This window comes from Shewanella aestuarii, assembly GCF_014647215.1.
In the GTDB taxonomy this organism is placed as follows: Bacteria; Pseudomonadota; Gammaproteobacteria; order Enterobacterales; family Shewanellaceae; genus Shewanella; species Shewanella aestuarii.
Map to the genome: position 1 here is coordinate 392,021 of NZ_BMOT01000001.1, position 21,156 is coordinate 413,176.

At 39.2% G+C, this 21,156-nt stretch carries 19 protein-coding genes and 1 tRNA gene; 13 read left to right on the forward strand and 7 right to left on the reverse strand.

The window, feature by feature from the left end; translation table 11 throughout:
* The first annotated feature begins 45 nt into the window (after nt 1–45).
* Complete coding sequence (locus IEY03_RS01760; RefSeq protein WP_188839616.1) at nt 46–2,283, forward strand: sensor domain-containing phosphodiesterase; 2,238 nt, start codon at nt 46–48, stop codon at nt 2,281–2,283.
* 200 nt (nt 2,284–2,483) lie between these two features.
* Here IEY03_RS01760 and ald read toward each other — a convergent pair whose 3' ends face one another.
* The gene (gene ald / locus IEY03_RS01765; RefSeq protein WP_188839617.1) at nt 2,484–3,599 is read right to left on the reverse strand and encodes an alanine dehydrogenase; all 1,116 of its coding nucleotides are present in this window, start codon (nt 3,597–3,599) and stop codon (nt 2,484–2,486) included.
* Between the two features lie 181 nt (nt 3,600–3,780).
* Here ald and lrp point away from each other — a divergent pair, with 181 nt between their 5' ends.
* From lrp to serS, 6 genes are all read left to right on the forward strand, one after another.
* The gene (gene lrp / locus IEY03_RS01770; RefSeq protein WP_188839618.1) at nt 3,781–4,284 is read left to right on the forward strand and encodes a leucine-responsive transcriptional regulator Lrp; all 504 of its coding nucleotides are present in this window, start codon (nt 3,781–3,783) and stop codon (nt 4,282–4,284) included.
* 247 nt (nt 4,285–4,531) lie between these two features.
* Nucleotides 4,532–7,219, forward strand: a complete 2,688-nt coding sequence (locus IEY03_RS01775) for a DNA translocase FtsK (protein WP_188839619.1) — start codon at nt 4,532–4,534, stop codon at nt 7,217–7,219.
* Nucleotides 7,220–7,230: 11 nt separating this feature from the next.
* Nucleotides 7,231–7,872 carry an outer membrane lipoprotein periplasmic chaperone LolA gene (lolA, locus tag IEY03_RS01780; protein ID WP_188839620.1) on the forward strand — a complete coding sequence of 214 codons (642 nt, stop codon included), beginning with the start codon at nt 7,231–7,233 and terminating at the stop codon, nt 7,870–7,872.
* Between the two features lie 6 nt (nt 7,873–7,878).
* Nucleotides 7,879–9,210: a replication-associated recombination protein A gene (locus tag IEY03_RS01785; protein ID WP_188839621.1), complete on the forward strand. Its 1,332-nt coding sequence runs from the start codon at nt 7,879–7,881 to the stop codon at nt 9,208–9,210.
* Nucleotides 9,203–9,577, forward strand: coding sequence for a fluoride efflux transporter CrcB (gene crcB / locus IEY03_RS01790; protein ID WP_188839622.1), 375 nt, complete (start codon nt 9,203–9,205; stop codon nt 9,575–9,577). The genes IEY03_RS01785 and crcB overlap by 8 nt, the downstream gene beginning before the upstream one ends.
* A gap of 18 nt (nt 9,578–9,595) precedes the next feature.
* Nucleotides 9,596–10,882, forward strand: a complete 1,287-nt coding sequence (gene serS / locus IEY03_RS01795; RefSeq protein WP_188839623.1) for a serine--tRNA ligase — start codon at nt 9,596–9,598, stop codon at nt 10,880–10,882.
* Between the two features lie 378 nt (nt 10,883–11,260).
* Here the strand turns inward: serS and IEY03_RS01800 are convergent, their stop codons facing one another.
* The 6 genes from IEY03_RS01800 to punR form a co-directional block, all read right to left on the reverse strand.
* Complete coding sequence (locus tag IEY03_RS01800; RefSeq protein ID WP_188840020.1) at nt 11,261–11,590, reverse strand: TusE/DsrC/DsvC family sulfur relay protein; 330 nt, start codon at nt 11,588–11,590, stop codon at nt 11,261–11,263.
* Between the two features lie 17 nt (nt 11,591–11,607).
* Nucleotides 11,608–11,904 (reverse strand): sulfurtransferase complex subunit TusB, encoded by a 297-nt coding sequence (gene tusB, locus IEY03_RS01805; protein ID WP_188839624.1) that lies wholly within the window; start codon nt 11,902–11,904, stop codon nt 11,608–11,610.
* Nucleotides 11,901–12,257 carry a sulfurtransferase complex subunit TusC gene (gene tusC / locus IEY03_RS01810; protein ID WP_188839625.1) on the reverse strand — a complete coding sequence of 119 codons (357 nt, stop codon included), beginning with the start codon at nt 12,255–12,257 and terminating at the stop codon, nt 11,901–11,903. Before tusC ends, tusB begins: the two co-directional genes overlap by 4 nt.
* Nucleotides 12,258–12,270: 13 nt before the next feature.
* Entirely contained in the window at nt 12,271–12,660 is a 390-nt protein-coding gene (gene tusD / locus IEY03_RS01815; RefSeq protein ID WP_188839626.1) for a sulfurtransferase complex subunit TusD, read from the reverse strand.
* A 58-nt stretch (nt 12,661–12,718) separates the two neighbouring features.
* Nucleotides 12,719–13,378, reverse strand: a complete 660-nt coding sequence (locus tag IEY03_RS01820) for a Bax inhibitor-1 family protein (RefSeq protein ID WP_188839627.1) — start codon at nt 13,376–13,378, stop codon at nt 12,719–12,721.
* Between the two features lie 298 nt (nt 13,379–13,676).
* Entirely contained in the window at nt 13,677–14,579 is a 903-nt protein-coding gene (gene punR, locus IEY03_RS01825; RefSeq protein WP_188839628.1) for a DNA-binding transcriptional activator PunR, read from the reverse strand.
* Between the two features lie 112 nt (nt 14,580–14,691).
* On the opposite strand from punR, the gene punC reads away from it, so the two are divergent.
* The 6 genes from punC (at nt 14,692) to IEY03_RS01855 (ending at nt 21,111) form a co-directional block, all read left to right on the forward strand.
* The gene (gene punC, locus IEY03_RS01830; RefSeq protein ID WP_188839629.1) at nt 14,692–15,960 is read left to right on the forward strand and encodes a purine nucleoside transporter PunC; all 1,269 of its coding nucleotides are present in this window, start codon (nt 14,692–14,694) and stop codon (nt 15,958–15,960) included.
* An 89-nt stretch (nt 15,961–16,049) separates the two neighbouring features.
* Nucleotides 16,050–16,139, forward strand: a tRNA-Ser gene (locus IEY03_RS01835).
* Between the two features lie 98 nt (nt 16,140–16,237).
* Complete coding sequence (locus tag IEY03_RS01840; protein WP_188839630.1) at nt 16,238–17,650, forward strand: site-specific integrase; 1,413 nt, start codon at nt 16,238–16,240, stop codon at nt 17,648–17,650.
* A 945-nt stretch (nt 17,651–18,595) separates the two neighbouring features.
* Nucleotides 18,596–19,570: a retron St85 family effector protein gene (locus tag IEY03_RS01845; RefSeq protein ID WP_188839631.1), complete on the forward strand. Its 975-nt coding sequence runs from the start codon at nt 18,596–18,598 to the stop codon at nt 19,568–19,570.
* Entirely contained in the window at nt 19,567–20,499 is a 933-nt protein-coding gene (locus IEY03_RS01850) for a retron St85 family RNA-directed DNA polymerase (protein WP_188839632.1), read from the forward strand. The genes IEY03_RS01845 and IEY03_RS01850 overlap by 4 nt, the downstream gene beginning before the upstream one ends.
* A 144-nt stretch (nt 20,500–20,643) precedes the next feature.
* Nucleotides 20,644–21,111, forward strand: a complete 468-nt coding sequence (locus tag IEY03_RS01855) for a hypothetical protein (RefSeq protein WP_188839633.1) — start codon at nt 20,644–20,646, stop codon at nt 21,109–21,111.
* Nucleotides 21,112–21,156 lie beyond the last annotated feature (45 nt).

Below are 21,156 nucleotides of genomic sequence, written 5' to 3' on the forward strand. Positions count from 1 at the left end.
TGATTTTTTATAGCTGATTTTCTAGTATTGGTTACGCGGAGCAGTATGGATTCTGGTCAAATAAATATCAAAGCGGTTTCTGAGATTGTGCATACGGACGAGCACAAATCGAGTCTTGAGCGCTATAGTGCCATTTTAAACATGGTACTTGAAGGAGTGCCTTTAGGTGAAATGCTGCATAGTTTGGTATTGTTGATCGAAGCTCAAAAAATTGGTACTCGCGCTTCGGTATTGTTATTGAGTGATGATGGCACAAGGCTATTATCGGGTGCTGCGCCCAATTTGCCAAACGATTATAACGAAGCGATCAATGGTGTGGTGATTGGTCCAAATGTGGGTTCATGTGGCACTGCGGCTTATCTTCAACAACGGGTGATTGTTGAAGATATTGAGAACCATCCTAATTGGGCGGATTATAAATCGTTACCCCTAAAAGCGGGGCTGCGGGCTTGTTGGTCGGAACCGATATTTGACAGTATGCGCAATGTACTTGGTACCTTTGCTATGTACTATGACACCATTAAATCGCCCACATCCCAAGATTTAAGTTTAATCCAAGAAGCGGCAAGATTAGCGAGTTTAGCCATCGAACGCAGTCGAGGATTGCACTTACAGCGTCTTAGCAGCAAAATTTTCGAAAGTTTACCAATTTCATTAGTTATTACTAATGAGCAAAAGGCAGTTTTAACCTGTAACCCAAGTTTTGAAAATTCAACAACCCTTTATGATGCTAAAAATAAATACTTTAATATTCAAGACTATCTGCAACCCTCTTGTCCTGAATTAGTTAAGGAGTTATTTAACGCCATTCGTCGTGGTTATTCTTGGCAAGGCGAGCTTAAAGCGCGAAAAACACTCAATGACATTATAGATATTGAGCTTGTTGTAACAGTCATACGTGATTCATTAACGCAGCAAAATTGCTATGCATGGTTGATTACAGACATTACCGCACGTAAAACCACAGAAAAATTAATTGATTTTCAAAATCATTATGATCAACTAACTGGACTTGCAAATCGGAAATATTTGTTTAATAAAATGGACAGTTTGATCAATGAATCTCATAGCTTAGATGGAGAAATAGAACCATTTAGTATGATGATATTAGATTTGGATCACTTCAAACAAATTAACGATACACTCGGTTCAGATAATGGTGATGAAGTACTGCAAACCGTGGCCAAAAGGTTATTAGAAGTTTTACCTGAGCATAGCTTACCTGCTCGCATTGCCGCTGATGAGTTTGCAATTGTCCTTCCTGGTTTTCAAAGTAGTCAGAAATTATCTGAATTTGCAGATAAAATTAAAGCCGCCATTGGTAAAGAAATGTCTGTTGCTAATCAAACCGTTTCTATTGGTATGAGCAGTGGTTTTGCAACTTTTCCAAGCGATGCTACCACCGCTGAGTTAATGCTTAATTGCGCTAGCCAAGCTATGTACAATGCAAAAAGTAGTGGTAGAAATTGCCATCAGTTTTTTAATCAAGACATTCAATTAGAGGCTGAGCGTAAAGCGCAATTGCATTTTCATTTGAAAAAAGCCATTAATCAGAATGAATTGGAACTTTTTTATCAGCCTATTGTTAATCCATTAAGTGGTAAAATAATTAAAGCAGAAGCTTTACTGCGTTGGTGTCATAACGGCCAATATATATCACCTGTAGAGTTTATTCCTATCGCTGAACAATCAGGTTTGATTGTTGAAATTGGTGAGTGGGTAAAGACGCAGGCAGCTTTAACGGCTATCGAACTGAAAAAATCCGGTTTATTTATTCCGATCTCTGTCAATGTATCTACATTAGAGTTTTGTTCGCTGGAACTGCAAAAGCGGTTTCTGCAGTTTTTTGATAGGGTTGTCGACAAACTCAACATGGAAGAATTTCCCTATCAAATGATTACCTTAGAGATCACTGAATCATTGATGATGAAACAACAAAAAGAAGTGAGTGAATTACTGTCTTTATTGCGTCATAGAGGTATTCAAATTTCAATTGACGATTTTGGTACAGGTTATTCATCATTATCTTATTTAGTCAGTTTCCCAGTCGATCAAATTAAGATCGATAAATCCTTTATTCATCAACTTGAAACAGATCCTAGACATAAAGCCTTGGTAGAAGCAATTGTCAGTATGAGCCGAGCACTAGAGTTAACCGTTGTTGCAGAGGGAGTGGAAACCCAAAGCCAAGTCGATTTTGTTAATCAACAACAAATTCAAGCTGTACAAGGGTATTTTTATTATAAACCTATGTCTAAATCAGATTTCTTCGGTTTGCTATAAGTTGTTGATTAATAATTATTTGTTAAAAATATTTTGTTTAGTGCTTCTCTGTTTAAAACAGTGCTTTATATTGTGTTAATCGTTGGAAACAGAACAATGTGCTGATTATATTGTTAGTTATTTATCTCACAATAATAGCATAAAAAAATACCGCTTAATTAGCGGTATTTTGTTTTAATTCAGTTGGTTACTGGCAATAATTAAGCCAGTAAACTTTTTGGTTCAGTGAATGTCAGTGATAGTGCTTCTGCCACTTCTTTACATACAATTTTACCGTGCATCACATTTAAGCCGTTCAATAAGTGCTTGTCGCTTAATAATGCTTCTTTATAGCCTAAGTTTGCTAAGCGGATAATATAAGGAAGTGTTGCATTGTTAAGAGCAAATGTTGAAGTACGCGCAACAGCGCCTGGCATGTTAGCTACACAGTAATGAACAACATCATCCACAATGTAAGTTGGATCTTGGTGAGTAGTCGCATGTGATGTTTCAACACATCCGCCTTGGTCAATAGCAACGTCTACAATCGCACTGCCAGGTTTCATGCGCTTAATCATGTCTTTAGTGACAAGTTTAGGTGCAGCTGCACCAGGAACCAATACACCACCAATCACTAAGTCTGCTTCTAACACATGACGTTCAATCGCATCGGCAGTTGAGTAAATCGCTTTAACTGCTGAACCGAACTGAACATTTAAACGACGTAAAGCATCAATACTACGGTCTAACACAACAACGTCAGCACCCATACCAACAGCCATTTGAGCTGCATTAGTACCGACCATACCGCCGCCGATAATCACAACCTTCGCTGGCTCAACACCAGGAACGCCACCTAGTAACATGCCACGGCCGCCTAGAGATTTCTCTAACGCACGCGCACCAGCTTGAATAGACATACGACCAGCGACTTCTGACATAGGAGCAAGTAATGGTAAACCACCACGATCATCAGTGACTGTCTCATAAGCAATACAAACAGCGCCACTTTTAACGAGATCTTCAGTTTGTGGTAAATCAGGTGCTAAGTGTAAATAAGTAAATAAAATTTGGTCGTGACGTAACATCGCACGCTCAATGGCTTGTGGCTCTTTTACTTTTACAATCATTTCAGCTTTAGCGAAAACTTCTGCAGCAGTCGCTAAAATTGAAGCGCCTGCATCAATATAGTCTTGATCAGTAAAACCAATACCAACACCAGCATCAGATTGAACAAAGACTTCATGACCTTTAATAGTCAATTCGCGAACACTTGAAGGAACCATACCAACACGATATTCGTGGTTTTTGATTTCTGTTGGAACACCAATAATCATTTTTGAGCCTCGATTTGAATAGTACTCGTAGGGAAGACGAGTAATTTTATTATTAATTATTACCCTGAACGTGCTTATTTCAGGGGTCTCTAGTATAGTACCGCTCAAGCAGTTTATGCTGCTGAAGTTCGATAATAAAAAGATAATAATGTTGTTAAAGTGGTACAATAGAGTTAAAAATATGGCACATAATAAGAATTATTCAATTAAAGATTTAGACCGTATAGATAGAAACATTTTGAATGAACTGCAGATAGATGGACGGATTTCAAATGTTGAGTTATCAAAACGTGTCGGTCTTAGTCCAACCCCTTGTCTTGAAAGAGTTAAACGACTAGAAAAACAGGGGTTTATCAATGGTTATACCGCATTAGTTAATCCACATTATTTGGGCGCGTCACTATTAGTATTCGTGGAGATCACATTGAATCGTGATACCCCTGATATTTTTGATCGCTTCAATCGTGCAGTGCAGTTACTCGATGATATTCAAGAATGTCATTTGGTGTCGGGTGATTTTGACTACTTATTAAAAACCCGTGTATCCGATATGTCAGCTTATCGTCGTTTATTGGGTGAGACCCTGTTAAAGCTTCCTTCTGTCTCTGATACTCGTACATACGTTGTAATGGAAGAAGTTAAGCAAACAAATAAAGTCGCACTTAATTTAATCGCCGAGTTGTAACTTTTTAAGGTTAGCTGTAAATCGCAGCAGTTAACTTTTCAAGCCCGCTTAAGCAGAAATAGGCTATTAGCTAGCTATTTCTGCTTATTATTTATCCAGCATTTACACTTAACGATTTAAGCGATGAAATCCTCTTCACATTCGATTGAGCTAAAGGCTTTCACAGTGCATAATCACTGAAAACACAGATTAATTCTGTGATATTCTATTTAATAACTGTCTTTAATTTCATGTATGGATGATACCGTTGACTCAGGGAAATAGTTTAAAAACGCTCAGTGGTCTACAGCGACTACTTGAAGGCGGCTTAATTTTTTGTTGTATGGTCGCAACATACATATTATTGGCCTTATCTAGCTTCAGCCCCAATGACCCCGGCTGGAGCCAATCGCATTTCCAAGGCGAAATTCATAATTGGACGGGTGCTGTAGGTGCCTGGACCGCTGATGTATTGTTGTATTTCTTTGGTTTTATTGCCTACTGTATCCCCGTTATTATAGCCACTACAGGTTGGTTCTTTTTTAATCGTGCGCACCGGTTATTGGAAATTGACTATTTTTCAGTCGGCTTACGCATTATTGGTTTCATGCTAATGGTGTTAGCCTTGTCTGCGCTAGTCAGTATGAATGTGGATGATGTATATGTGTTTTCTGCCGGTGGTGTGGCAGGAGATGTCATTAGTCAGGCCATGTTGCCGTACTTTAATGTACTTGGAACTGTATTACTTTTATTGTGTTTCATTGGTGCAGGTTTCACTTTAGCAACAGGCATTAGTTGGTTAACCATTATTGAATTAATTGGTCATGCTGTGATCTGGTTAGCGAAAAAAATATGGCATTTACCACAGTCATTTAAACGCGATCGTGAAACAGAAGACACTCGCGGTTTTATGTCTGTTGTTGATAAATTTAAGCAACGCCGTGAAAGTGGTTTTGATGATGAGTTATCTCAACCGCTAATTGCAGAAGACGAGATAGATACCAATATTAAGATCAATCCTATTGATGATATTAATGATGAGACTGACATTGAAACTGCAGATAAACCAACCATAAAATCATTCTCTATGCCCGAGCCTAAGGCAGAAAAAAAACGCAGTATATTCAGCCGCAAAATAAAAGAAGCGCCGGTAGAACCTAAAGTTGAAGCTGATTATGGCGATGATGACGACCGTCTTGAGCCAAAAATGTTCCAACAGGATATTAATGATTTAGAACCGTCATTTGATTCTTGGTCTGCAGAAGATGAAGATAAGATCCCCAGTTTTTCAGCAATTGATGATCTTGATGATAACTATGACATTGTCGACGAACCTGAATTTGAACAGGTGCATTCGACAGGTGCCTTAGTTGCACAGCAGCAACCTAAAAAAGAAGCCAAAATTGTTGATGGCATTGTTTTGATTGACGGCCTTGCACCTGAAAAGCCAAGGGCGCCAATGGCCCCTTTACCTGACTTGAGTTTACTTGACATACCCGATAGAAAAAAGAATCCAATCAGTGAGGAAGAGCTTGAGCAGGTAGCGCGTTTGGTTGAAATTAAATTGGCTGATTTTAACATCGTTGCAAATGTTGTGGGTGTTTATCCTGGCCCAGTGGTGACTCGGTTTGAATTAGAACTCGCCCCCGGTGTTAAAGCCTCAAAAATCACTAATTTATCAAAAGATTTAGCACGTTCTTTATTATCAGAAAACGTGCGCGTTGTTGAAGTTATCCCAGGTAAAGCTTACGTTGGTTTAGAGTTACCGAATAAATTCCGTGAAACCGTATTTATGCGTGATGTACTTGATAGTGATGCCTTCAGAGAGAGTAAGTCGAAATTGTCTATGGTATTAGGCCAAGATATCTCTGGAGAGCCGGTCATTGTTGACCTAGGTAAAATGCCGCATTTATTAGTCGCAGGTACTACGGGCTCTGGTAAATCTGTGGGCGTAAACGTGATGATCACCAGCTTATTGTATAAGTCTGGTCCTGATGACGTGCGATTTATTATGATCGACCCTAAGATGCTTGAATTGTCGGTATATGAAGGTATTCCACATTTATTATGTGAAGTGGTAACCGATATGAAAGAAGCCGCCAATGCACTTCGTTGGTGTGTGGGCGAAATGGAGCGTCGTTACAAATTGATGTCAGCACTAGGTGTACGTAACTTGAAAGGTTATAACATCAAAATTAAAGAGGCGGCAGCAAGAGGAGAGTACATACCCGATCCATTATGGAAGCAATCTGAGAGTATGCTCGATGAAGCCCCACCATTAGATAAGTTACCTGCCATTGTAGTGGTAGTTGATGAATTTGCCGATATGATAATGATTGTGGGTAAAAAAGTGGAAGAGTTGATTGCCCGTATTGCCCAAAAAGCCCGAGCTGCCGGTATCCATTTGATTTTAGCAACACAGCGACCATCGGTAGATGTCATCACAGGTTTGATTAAAGCTAACATTCCTACCCGAATTGCTTTTCAGGTGTCATCACGGATTGATTCGCGCACGATTTTAGATCAACAGGGTGCTGAAACCCTTCTGGGGATGGGTGATATGTTGTATTTACCACCCGGAACGAGTGTGCCTAATCGTGTTCATGGTGCATTTATTGATGACCATGAAGTTCATAAAGTGGTAGCCGATTGGTGTGCACGTGGCAAACCGCAATATGTACAAGAAATTTTGAACGGCGTGTCAGATGGCGAGCAAGTATTATTACCTGGAGAGTCTGCCGACTCAGATGATGAACTTGATGCGCTTTATGATGAAGCTGTCGCTTTTGTGACTGAAACGCGCCGAGGTTCAATTTCGAGCGTGCAAAGAAAGTTTAAAATTGGTTATAACCGTGCAGCAAGAATAATTGAGTCAATGGAAGCTCAAGGTATTGTTAGCTCCCAAGGTCATAATGGTAATCGTGAAGTATTGGCGCCACCGCCACCAAGACATTAGTAGGAAAAAATATGCGATTAAAACAAATGGCCTATATTTCAATTGCCGCTGCTACTTTGATGGGCAGTAGTATTGCACTTGCTAACGATGCTGCGGCGTTACGTGGCAAGCTGACAAATATTGATAATTTACATGCAAAGTTTCAACAAAAAGTCACCGATGTAAACAATAAGCCGATTCAAACGGGCAGCGGTATTTTTGCTTTGTCATACCCGAATAAATTTTATTGGCATTTGACCGAGCCTGATGAGTCTTTAATTGTGGCTGATGGTTCAAGTTTATGGATTTATAATCCGTTTGCTGAAGAAGTAACTGTAATGGATGTCTCTCAAGCGGTAGATGCCTCTCCAATCGCCTTATTAGTTCATCGCGATGAAGCCACCTGGTCGCAGTACAATGTTATGCAATCGGCTAAAAAATCCGGTTGCTTTGATATTGTCCCCAAAGAGGCCAAAGGTAGCGTTATTGCGGTGACTGTGTGTTTTAACAATAATCAGTTGTCAGCTTTTGATTTAACCGATGAACAAGGTAATTTAAGTCAATTTAGCTTACTTGAGCAGCGCAACGTGACGCCAACTGAGCAATCTTTGTTTCACTTTGCACTCCCAGAAAATGTTGATATTGATGATCAACGTTTAAAGCAGATCCAATAATTTTTCGTGGCCAATCTCGACTTTAATTTCGCACCCGATTTTCGCCCTTTAGCGGCGAGAATGCGGCCGCGTGTTATCAGTGAATATATTGGCCAAATGCATTTGCTTGGTGCAGGACAACCGTTACGTAAAGCATTAGAGGCCAATCGTGCGCACTCTATGCTGTTATGGGGCCCACCCGGCACAGGGAAAACCACCTTAGCCGAGTTAGTCGCGCATTATGCTAATGCTCATGTAGAACGGATATCTGCAGTGACTTCCGGTGTCAAAGATATTCGCGCGGCTATCGAACAGGCAAAAGCGATTGCTCAAAGTCGTGGTCAAAGAACGTTACTGTTTGTTGATGAAGTCCATCGCTTTAACAAAAGCCAGCAAGATGCCTTTTTACCTTTCATTGAAGATGGTACGGTTATTTTTGTCGGTGCAACAACTGAAAATCCGTCATTTGAAATCAATAATGCACTGTTATCTAGAGCCAGAGTTTATTTAATCAATCGATTAACCAATGACGAAATCATTCAAATTGCTCAGCAAGCCTTAACGGATATTGACCGTGGTTTAGGTAAAAGGCAGCTGGTTTTATCCCATGACGTGGCTAATTCATTAGCGCAAATTTGCGATGGAGATGCACGTAAAGCACTTAACTTACTTGAGTTAATGGGCGATTTAGTTGCCGATAAGGGTGAGTTTACCCTTGATATGCTCACCCAGGTGGCTGGTCATCAGGTGGCTGGCTATGACAAAAATGGCGATCAATTTTACGATTTAATCTCAGCGGTTCATAAATCGGTTCGTGGCTCGGCTCCTGATGCCGCCTTATATTGGTTTTGCCGAATATTAGAAGGTGGTGGCGATCCGTTATATGTTGCTAGGCGCCTGCTCGCTATCGCATCAGAAGATATAGGCAATGCAGATCCGATGGCAATGACAGTGGCTCTCAATGCTTGGGATTGTTTTCATCGATTAGGACCCGCTGAAGGTGAACGAGCCATAGCACAAGCTGTGCTGTATCTTGCGAGTGCACCCAAAAGTAATGCTGTGTATACAGCGTTTAAACAGGCTAGAGATTTGGCTAAGCAAACAGGGCATGAGCCTGTGCCAAATCACTTACGCAATGCTCCCACGCAATTGATGAAAGATATTGGCTATGGTCAAGAATATCGTTATGCCCATGATGAACCAGATGCTTTTGCGGCTGGTGAGAATTATTTCCCTGAATCGCTACAAGATGCACAATTTTATCAGCCAACTAATCGTGGTTTCGAAAAGCGCATTAAAGATAAATTGGCCAACTTAGCCCAACGAGATCAACACAGTGAGCTAAAACGCTATGACTAATATTCTATTTGTCGCTTTAGGTGGTTCAATTGGCGCTGTTTTGCGCTATCTAATGTCAATTTTTATGATCCAAGTATTTGGAAGCAGTTTCCCTTTTGGTACACTGTTGGTCAACGTATTAGGATCGTTTCTAATGGGGATAGTTTATGCCTTAGGGCAACTTAGCCATTTAAGCCCTGAAGTTAAGTCACTCGTTGGTGTTGGCTTACTTGGAGCATTAACTACCTTTTCTACTTTTTCTAATGAAACTTTATTGCTGATGCAAGAAGGTTTATGGTTTAAAAGTATGCTTAATGTGTTGCTGAACGTTACCCTATGTTTATTTATGGTGTACTTAGGACAGCAGCTAATTTTTTCTCGCGTTTAACTAAAAAGAACTGACAACATGCTAGATCCAAAATTTTTGCGTAACGAACTTGAAGACACTGCTAAACGTTTAGCAGCCCGTGGTTTTACCTTAGATGTTGATCACATCTCTGCCTTAGAAGACAAGCGTAAAACGCTACAGGTTGAAACTGAAGAACTACAGGCTTCTCGCAATGCGATTTCTAAGTCCATTGGTCAAGCTAAAGCTCGTGGTGAAGATACAAGTTCGATCATGGCGCAAGTAGGTGATTTAGGTGCTCAGTTAGACGCTAAAAAGACCGAATTAACCGCATTACTGCAAGAATTAAACTTACTTGCAATGAGTTTACCTAATTTGCCTGACGATGCTGTACCACAAGGTGCAGATGAAAATGATAACGTAGAAGTTAGACGTTGGGGCACACCTAAGTCGTTTGATTTCGAAGTTAAAGATCACCTTGATTTGGGCGAAGCACTCCAAGGTTTAGACTTTAAAAATGCGGTAAAAATTACCGGTTCACGTTTTATTGTCATGAAAGGACAAATCGCGCGTTTAAATCGTGCCCTTGGTCAGTTCATGCTAGATACCCATACAGGTAAACACGGTTATACCGAAGCATACGTGCCGTTATTAGTGAATGAAGATAGCTTATTGGGAACTGGGCAATTACCTAAGTTTGGTGAAGACTTGTTCCACACTAAGCCAGCTACTGAAGAAGCGCAAAGCTTGTCATTAATTCCAACAGCTGAAGTGCCACTGACTAACTTGGTTCGCGATACCATTGTTGATGAAGCTGAATTACCGATTAAAATGACGGCTTTAACAGCGTGTTTCAGAAGTGAAGCAGGTTCATACGGTCGTGATACCCGTGGTTTAATTCGTCAGCACCAATTTGATAAAGTTGAATTAGTGCAAATTGTTCATCCAGACCATTCAATGGCAGCATTAGATGAGTTGACTAAGCATGCAGAAAGTATTTTAGAAGCTCTCGAACTGCCATACCGTACCGTTGTTTTATGTACCGGTGATATGGGCTTTGGCGCGAGTAAAACTTTTGATATCGAAGTGTGGTTACCTGCACAAAATACTTACCGCGAAATCTCTTCTTGTTCAAACATGAAAGATTTCCAAGCACGTCGTATGCAGGCTAGGTATCGTAATAAAGTGGATAATAAACCTGCTTTATTACACACCTTAAATGGTTCTGGTTTAGCGGTAGGGCGTACTTTGGTTGCGGTTATTGAAAACTATCAGAATGCTGACGGTACAATTACTGTACCTACAGTATTACGTCCTTATATGGGTGGTTTAGAAGTTATAGGGTAATTCCGAAAGTTATTGACTAGGAAAGACTTTTTCATTAAAAATAGCGTTATTAGATATTTGCTGTTGAGAAAGTCAATTCATGGCTCGCAAGCCTAAAAATAACAATGTGGTGTATTCTGTAGTGATGTATTTTTTTGGGTTTATGGTAATAGCTCAATTGAGCCAAGCCTTATATATTTTACTCGAAAATACTTTGCCGTAGTCGTTCAGCAACATATAAAAAAGCCTCGAAGAATGACTCTTCGAGGCTTTTTGTTTTTAGAATCAGACTATAAATCTACCTGACTTTAATTACGCTCAAATAAATCTTTTAGACGCTGAAAATAGGGGGCGCTATTTTAAAGGTTTAAAGGTTTAAAGGTTTAAAGGTTTAAAGGTTTAAAGGCACTTAGCGGGTTTAGGTAAACCGGCAATTTTAGTCGCCTGCTTTGCAGGACCAACAGGGAATAGGGTGTACAGATACTTTGAGTTGCCTTTATCAGGCCCCATACTTTGTCCAATTGCCTTTACCAATACCCGAATAGCTGGGCTAGTTTTGTATTCTAAGTAAAAATTTCGTACAAAGTGGATCACTTCCCAATGGGAGTCTGTCAATTCAATGTTTTCAGTCGCGGCAAGTATTGGCGCCATCTCTTGTTGCCAATCCTCTACGTTTTTCAAATAGCCCTGTTTGTCGGTTTCGATAGCGTGGCCGTTAAACTCAAACATAAATTCAAAAGCGGAACTTACCATGTAATCACCTTAGTGTGTCGTAGCGATTGATTAACGAATTCTGTATCATCAATCACATTAATTTGAATGTTGGAGATGCTGGCTAATTTAGGCTCTAGTCCTCGAGCTCTGATTTCATCTTTTAAAACATAAACAGCGAAAGGGGCAATTAAGTTTAGCCAGTCTGGGTACAACAAAGCATTTACCGCATCAGCTGTCAGAATAAGGCTGTCGCCAGCTGTGATATATCTTAAACACATACGCAATGCGTTATCATGGCTAGCGGATGTTTGAATGTGATGTAAAATCAAAATACCAATACCTCATCAGCGTGTACGAGTGATTCACTAATGGCTTCAGCCTCAGCTATTTGTACATCTATGGCTAACTCTTGTTGTTTGATCCCGAGTGTGTCAAGTGATTGTTTGCAGGCTAATATGGTTTCAATTTCATATAATTCAAAAGCCTTAAACACCGAAACATAATCTTTGCTGCCTGCTAATTCAGCTTGTTGATTAGGCAATAAATGCAATACCGCTTCATCACAAAATATCAGTGACACTTGCTGCTCAAAACTTGCACTTAATAACGCAAAATCTATTCCTTCTCGGGTTTTTGTTGTGCCATAAGGGGAATGTCGAAATACTATCGATATTTTTTTCATTACAAGTTTTTCCTTAAAAACACACTAGGCGATCGGCATGTTCTATGCCACTGACCAATTCGCCCAGGCCACCCATAATGAATGTGCTATCACTGTTCCATTGCGGCTTGCTATTTTCTACTGCATCTTGTTCAGATAACACACCACGTCTTAATGCTGCCGATACACAATTAATCAGCGGTACGTGTTGCGAGTGAGAAAAGTCTACCCATAATTGCTGCAGATTAATTTCATCCGAGGCAGGGCAATGTAATGAATTGCTGTTCTGCACGCCATCTTGGTAAAAAAAGACTTTGATAACCTGATGACCAGCAGATGTGGCAGCTTGGCAGAACTTAAGTGCTCTGAAGCTGGCTGTAGACCCATAAGCGGGACCGTTAACTTGGACGATGAATTTATTCATTATAAAAAAAATGACCCTAAACTAGGGCCATTTTAACTTAATTTATCAGCAATGACGATTAATCGTCGTTACCCATGCCTAATAAGTGAAGTAGTGCCATGAATAAGTTGATAAAGTTAAGGAATAAAGAAATGGTTGCACGAATGTAGTTAGTTTCGCCGCCGTTAACGATACGGCTAGTATCAAACAGGATCAAACCGACCATTAACATGGCTACCGCCGCTTGAATGGCCATGAATGCCACACCATTGCCAACAAACATGTTGATTAGCGATGCACCAATCACTACAAGTAAGCCTGCAAATAAAAAACCGCCCATAAAGCTGAAGTCTTTCTTGGTGGTAATTGCATAAGCCGATAAGGAAACGAAAATTATCGACGTTAAACCAAAGGCTTGCATAATTAATTCAGGGCCATTTGCTAAGCCAACATAGTGATTTAAAATATACCCCAGTGATGCACCTTGCATACCTGTGAAAGCAAAAATCCATGCCAACCCAGACGCATTGTCCGCTTTTTTCAACGTCACCATCATCACGACGATACTGCCCAAAGACAGGCCGATAGACATAAAGGGACCGATATTCAATGCCATTGCAACACCAGCCATTACCGCAGCAAAAGCTAATGTCATCGAAAGCAACATGTAAGTGTTTTTAATGAGTTTGTTTGTTTCCATCGTCGTAGCATGTTGGCTCGACAAAGTGTGTTGATTCATAACAGTCTCCAAGACATTTAAATACGTGGTGTAGCGTTTTTTAATCATTCAGTTTTATCATCTTAAACTGAATGACAGTCAATTCGTTAATAAGGGCTCAGTAACGTAGATAGTTTTATTCATCATAAAGCCAATTCAACATCAAAGCGTACTCATTTAGCATTCATTTCATTGTCAACAAGCTAGCTTAATTGAATCTTAAAAATGAACTTTTGTACAAATTCAATTATAACAATTCAATGGCTATATTACTGTAGAATATGGGGCCATTTTATTAATTTTCAAGTCATTAGGTTATTTAAGCTAACCACTCTCGATGTAATTTATCTGTTTCACCTAAATAATCAAGTACCCATTGAAGTGCAGGGGACATACGGTTTTGATCCCACGCCAAGCAACACGGACTTGATGATTTAGCGTTTTGTAATGTTTTTTGGATCAACATACCACTGGCGATAAAAGGCTGTGCAAGGTGGATTGGCATATATCCAATACCTAGACCTGATCGAAAACAGTTAATGGCGCGGATCCAATCCGGTACGACTAAACGTCGCTGATTGTCTAACAACCAGGTGGTGCGTTTAGGGATTTCTCTAGAGGTATCTTCAAGACAAATTGCTGGGTACTGACGAAGTTCATCATCAATTAATGGTCTGTCGATTTCGGCAAGCGGGTGGTTCTTACTGACTAAAAAAGCCCATTCAATATCTTTCATATCACGATACTGATATACACCACCAACGGGTATTGCTGTGGTCGCACCTATTGCTACCATGCTTCGCCCACTGGCTAATGACTCCCAAACACCATTAAACACTTCGATTTGAATGATCAATTCTACATCATCAAAGTGTCGATAAAAGTCGGCAATCAATGAACTAATTTTATCCGCACGTACTATGTTATCTAACGCAATTGACAAGGTGGGTTGCCAGCCATTAGCAACACGTTGCGTTTCACGTTTCAATTCATCCATTTGTCTGAGCAATTCTCGTGCATGCTGTAAAAAGTGTTTACCTGGTTCAGTTAAGGTAACCGAGCGGTGATGTCGCTCAAATAACACTACACCAATATCTGTCTCAACCTGTTTAACGGCATAACTCACCGCAGACGGCACTTTATGTAATTCATTCGCTGCTGCGGTAAAACTGCCTAATCGGGCAACAATGTCGATCATATGAAGTGTTTGTTCTGAAAGCATAGTAAAACCTTGCTGTGATATTTTTTGATGGCTAGGTTCAAATATAAACGTTTCACAGAATAATTTCTAATATTTAAACTATGTCTAATGAAAAATAATTTGAGTATTAGATATGCGTAAACAACAAAAATCCCCTGGTATTATTGAGAAAGCTGGTTTTTTTATCTATTTAACCATTCTGAGTATGCTATGTTTTATCGCCACAGATATGTATTTGCCTGCTTTTAAATCAATTGAAAGCTCATTTGATGCAACCACAGCAGATGTGGCAATGTCACTCACGACATTCTTAGCGGGTTTAGCATTTGGTCAACTGCTTTATGGTAAGTTAGTCGAAAAATGGGGCAAGCGAAATGCATTACTGTTAGGGTTAATGCTATATATCATGGCAACTGGCCTGATCATTGTTAGCGATAATATCGTGATGATGAATATAGGCCGTTTCTTCCAAGCCATCGGTGTATGTAGTGCAAGTGTCATCTGGCAGGCTTTAGTTATTGAAAAATATGATGCTGAAGAATCACAGCATGTACTGTCAAACATTATGCCGCTAGTTGCGTTATCACCTGCAATAGCGCCATTAATCGGGGCGTTGTTTTTATCGTACTGGGGATGGCAAAGCATTTTTGCCTGCTTAGCCATATTGGGGGTGATGTTGATTCTTATGACTCAGTTTTTTGTCAATGCCGACAAGCCATGTGCAAAAGCGATACAAACTGATAAAAACAAGGCCATGACATTTAAGCAAATGTTAGCTAAGCCATTTTATGTGGGTAATGTGATGATATTTGCCGCTTGTTCAGGTGCATTCTTTTCTTACTTAACCCTGTGGCCAGCTGTGATGGATAAGTTTGGCTTTGACGCAACAGCAATAGGTTTAAGTTTTATTCCGCAAACGATAATGTTCATTGTTGGGGGATATGGCGGTAAAATTCTGATCAAACGTCTTGGTAGTCCAACTGCATTAAAAGTGCAGTTAGGGCTTTTCTTTACTACAACCATACTGATCTCAATTTTGACCATCGTTTTTGAGATGACCACTATCTATCCACTACTGATTGTGTTTGCTTTTATGGCTGCAGCTAATGGCGCGATTTATCCTATTGTGGTGAATAACGCATTACAAACATTTAAACATGATGCCGCAAAAGCTGCAGGATTACAGAACTTTATTCAAATCAGTGTCGCATTTGGTGCATCAAGTATTGTGGCTGCATTTGCTAGCGCAGGTGAACAGGCAATTGGCTTAGGTATCTTGATCTGCTCAGTGATGGTATTTGGCGCGTATTACACTAGCCGACATACAACATGGCAAAGCGTGCAAGATTCGTTCACTATGCCAGATCCAGCTCGTATCGCGATAAAAAAGACTAAACACTAATCAGATTGGTTTTAAAATAATCACATAGACAATTATTTTAAATTAGGGCTTTACAGCTCCAATAGGTTGTCATATTATTCGCGGCGTTCGGAGGGATGGCAGAGTGGTCGAATGCACCGGTCTTGAAAACCGGCAACGGTTTACCCCGTTCTAGGGTTCAAATCCCTATCCCTCCGCCATATTATAAAGTGAAAAAGCCATTGATAATCAATGGCTTTTTTGCTTTCTAGCATTTGAAAAATCCTATTCTCAGATCCAAAACGGATGACTGAGACATATGTACCTATTCAGAGCCACAAATTGTACCTATTACACCCGCATGGTGTTGCCTGCTTATCTGCGTGATAAAGGCTTCGCTGCCGACATCAAAGTATCTTTGCTCACTAAACAGCGCTCAATCGCTATTGGCCGTAACCTTGTGGTTGCGGGTATCTTACGACCATTAATCAGTAGCTTAACCCCACAATCACAGCCAGATACATTTAAAGCACACGTCAATCAATTGATTAATGATGCCCGTGTAGGCTTTGTTGGGGTAACAGAAACGCTTGATGAAAATGCCAAGCCATTGCGAGAAGTCACCCAGTGTATTCCCACAAGACCAACGCAATTAGCACATAATACTGCGACATATGACAATTATCCCTATAACGATAATCGGGTATCGTTAAATCCAGTAATGAATAAAAGCAGCGTAAATTCAATAGCTAATGTAAGTTTGCCTGACGCGTTATCTAAATTTATCACCTCCAAACAAAAGCAGTCTGTCTCAGCCTTAACGGTAAAGCAGCTCAATCAACGTATAGGCCACTTTATTGAGCGAACCCACCTAGATTATGTATTCGACATCACCAGCGCTGAGGCGATGGAATACAAGGATTGCTTGCTCGAAGAAGATCGAAGCCATAAAAGTAATAAAGACTACCTAGCGGCAGTGTCGCAGTTCTTTAAATGGTGCAAACTCATGCGCTACACCAGCGCCAACCCGTTTGATGAGGTGAAACTATCCAAGCCAAGCAACCAAGCTGGGCACGATTTAGCGCGTCAGCGCTGGCAACCGAGCCAGATAAAGCAGGTATTTTGTTCAAGTGAATTTATCGACAAAAGCCAGGACTTTAAATGGATAACCTTACTGATGCTATACAGCGGTTTACGCCCAGCAGAAGCGTGTCAACTTCACAGTGATAATATCAGCGTAAAAGACGGTATCGCGGTAATGACCATTACCAATGAAGGTGCAGGGCAACAACTTAAAACAGAGCAATCAAAACGTATTGTGCCCATACATCAACAATTGATTGAATTAGGTTTTATGGATTTTGTCGAAACCCGAACAAAACAACAAACATCAAACCGGACATCAAAAAGCCAACCGATATTTACCTACAAACCCAATAAAGAGGGGATTTGGTCACACACCTTTTGTCGTGAATTTGGCAAATTACTCGACCAACTACACTTTATCGCAGGTAAACGACCAACCGCTTATTCATTCAGACACACCTTTATCGATGAGCTTAAACAATTACAAGTCGAAGAATCATTGGTTGCCCAAATTGTGGGTCATGCTTATCACAACATCACCTTTGGCCGTTATGGTAAGAAATTTGAAATAAAAACACTCAAGCCAGTGGTAGATAAAGTCAGCTTTAAACTGAATTTAACGCCACAGCGGTTAAAACTTGGCTGAATTTAACATCACAGCGAGCAAACTGACGTTGATTTCATCGTTTCCTAAAGCAATTTACACGCTAAAAAACGCTCATACAGGGGACTTAACTCATATGACAGAGACGCTATCTCACAAATAAGTCGCATATCTCAGAGAGATGATTCATTTTTTACGGCTAGAAATAATGCACGAATATCGCTTAGAAAGACCAAAAAAGCTTTATATTTTCGAGATAACAGTCAATCAGACTAAAAATGCTGTTTTATAGTGGCAAAGGTATGAGTGAGGTTCGAACAACCGTAAATATTTTGCTACACCAGAGAGCGAGCCATTTCATGAAACAAAATGCACTCGCACTCCATGAGAGCAAAAAAAATACCGTGATTTTAGCTTTATTCAAAAATGCTCCCGTACATGATTTTTAGCTTTTTATTGGTCTAAATTGATGAGTTAGACGCGTACAGCGTCATAATTTGAAGTCAAAGCCGCACACGAAGAGAGCAAGAGCGTGATTGGCACCGCAGTCTGGACTGCGAAAAAGATTAGCCCACTAAAAGTGGGACAACATAGTAACCCGGTACGCTCCTATCCCACTTTTGTTCCAAAAGGTCGGATAGGAGCTACGGGCAAGGGGAGATCCCCTTTGAACCCCAACAGCCACATGCTGCGAATGTGAAAAAGATTACAAACCTCAAGCTACATTCAAAGTATTATAGTTTAAGGGTTGTGTTTTACTTTTTAGCAAATTATGATGAAAGGACTCTTTAGCGTTTAGGCTGTTTAAATTCACGGCTTGTCCGGCGATTCGCTAGACACAAATTTATTGAGCACATTTGGGCTGCGTTAGATATTTATCTACCGATCCTTCGTGCCTCAGGAGCGATAGATAAATATCTAACGCTTCCTTTGAGTAAAGAGTGGACAATGGGACTTTAGTCCCATTTTTTTATATAAGGATGTAAGTTGAGTACTAAGTTTGAAAACATTTTAATAGAAACGTTTGAAAAACTTTCTACTGAGAAATTTAAAGTAAATTTAGAATCTCATCATCTTTTCGTTTGCGGAGGGGTGGTAGATGTCCAATCTGTTATTCCTCTAAGCTTCAGAAATCATTTAATTTCATATTCCGCCTCTAAATATCCTGCTGTTTTCGATTCAATAGTCCAAGCTGAAACATTTAAAGATTATTTTAAAGAGAATGCTTACCCTGATCTTCTAATTTTTGAAGAAGAAATTGCTAATTTAGCATCTCTGGTTATTATATTTTTAGAGAGCCCTGGTTCATTAGTGGAACTGGGGATGTTCTGTACCAAACCAGATTTTTTTAAAAAGTTGATAATTGTTGCACCACAAGAGGAAGTAAGTGGGGAGGACTCCTTTATTTATTTAGGCCCTCTTGAAAATATTAAAAAGAAAGAACCTACTGCTGTTGCTATCTATCCATGGCCCAAAGCTAACGAACAATACGAAAATGATCATCTTGAAGATTTATGCAAATCAATAGAAGAAAAATTATCATCGTTGCCTAAAAATGTTGAGTTCAATGCTAAAAATTCTGGTCATATAGCTTTTTTAATTGCTGAAATTATCCGAATTAGCTACCCAATAATTTTGAGCGAGATTGAGTTAGTTTTAATGTCTTTGGATATAGAAATTAAGCAATCCGAAATTACTCGTCATATATACCTGCTTAATAAATTGAAAATAATCGATTCAATTTTTTATAGTCGCTATAGGTATTATTATTCAAGGCAACCAACGATTAGAATTTTAAATTTTGGCAAACTTTCAACAGGAAGTGGGTTTGATGAACAAGCAATCAGAATGAAATTAAAGCAATCTTTCGTGGCGTTTCAGGATGACCAATCTAGAAAACGAAAAAATGCGATGAAAGACATACTAGTAAAATTCGAAATGGCTAATGGAGGTGTAAAATGATTATTGAATATTTATCAGAATCTCTTTTTATGGCTAAGTATGATATTGTTAATTTTGCTTTGACATCACCTCACCGCTATAAAGTTTATGAAATTCCAAAAAGAAATTCAAAAAATACAAGAACAATTGCTCACCCTTCGAAAGAGCTAAAGTTTATTCAAAGGGAGCTTTTAAAGAAGCTTATTGAAATCTTGCCAGTACATGATGCAGCATTTGCATATCAAAAAGGTATTGGAATAAAAGATAATGCTAATAAGCATTCAAATTCTAAATATTTATTAAAAATGGATTTTAAAAATTTCTTTCCAAGCATAACTCCATCATTATTTTTTTCTATAGCAGAAAAAAATGGAATTGTTTTTGATAAAAATGATCAGTTAGTGTTGAAAGGGTTATTGTTTTATAAATCAAAGGCTAACAAAGAGTTGACGTTAAGTGTAGGTGCGCCAACATCGCCTTTGATATCAAACTTTCTGATGCATATATTTGATCAAAAAATCAGTTATGAATGTTCGCTTAAAAAGGTTACATATACTAGGTATGCTGATGATATTACTTTCTCTACTAATATTAAAAATATTTTATTTGAGCTTCCTGAAATAATCATGCAACTGTTACAGGAAACCGTTGTAGGTGTTGAAATTAACCCTGAAAAAACTATTTTTACTTCCAAAGCACATAACAGACATGTAACGGGTGTAACATTAACAAATGAAGGTGGATTATCGATAGGTAGGGACAAAAAACGATTGATATCCTCGATGATACATAAATCAAAATTTAATACATTAGCTAATGATGATGCATGCTATTTATTAGGACTAATATCACATGCGTCCCATATTGAGCCTGAGTTCCTTGAGCGAATAATCAAAAAATATGGACTGGAAGTTATTCAGAATATTAAATTAAGCGCTATCACGAGTTAACGGTTTTTACTATTTAGTAATCTGCGTGGCTTCTGTTATTGTTAATCAAAAAAATATGTATTAAGTGTACACCCAGTTATTGACAAAAGAACTAATAAATATTTAAATGTCATATATCGACTACGAATGTTCACTATCTGAGATGTGATTTTTCGATTAGCTATTGATTATAATGAATTTTATTTTTATTTTGTGGCTGGTTTCTTGGGTTCAAATCCCTATCCCTCCGCCATATTAAATACGAGAAAAGCCGTTGATTATCAACGGCTTTTTTTGTATTTGGCGTTTGAGGGGCTCTCCATAAGGATTGACTCAGACAATGTATCTGCTTTTGACATAAGCAGAGCCCCCAACAACGTATACTTCACGCGTATCTGTTTAGCCAAATCATTACGCGATAAAGGTTTTCCTTTTGATGTAAAAGTCTCACAACTGACTCGTGACAGAGCAGAAGCCGTCATCCGTAACATCGATGTTGCAGGAGCTCTCAAAAAAATCATCAAGTCTATTGACCATCAAATCCGTATAAATGACTTTATTCGCTACGTTGATGAGGTCATTAATCATCTCAGAACTCAAGCATATTGTTGCTCAAATCGTCGGTCACGTTAATCTCAACATCACTTTCAGTCGTTACGGCAAAGATGTAAACGTTGC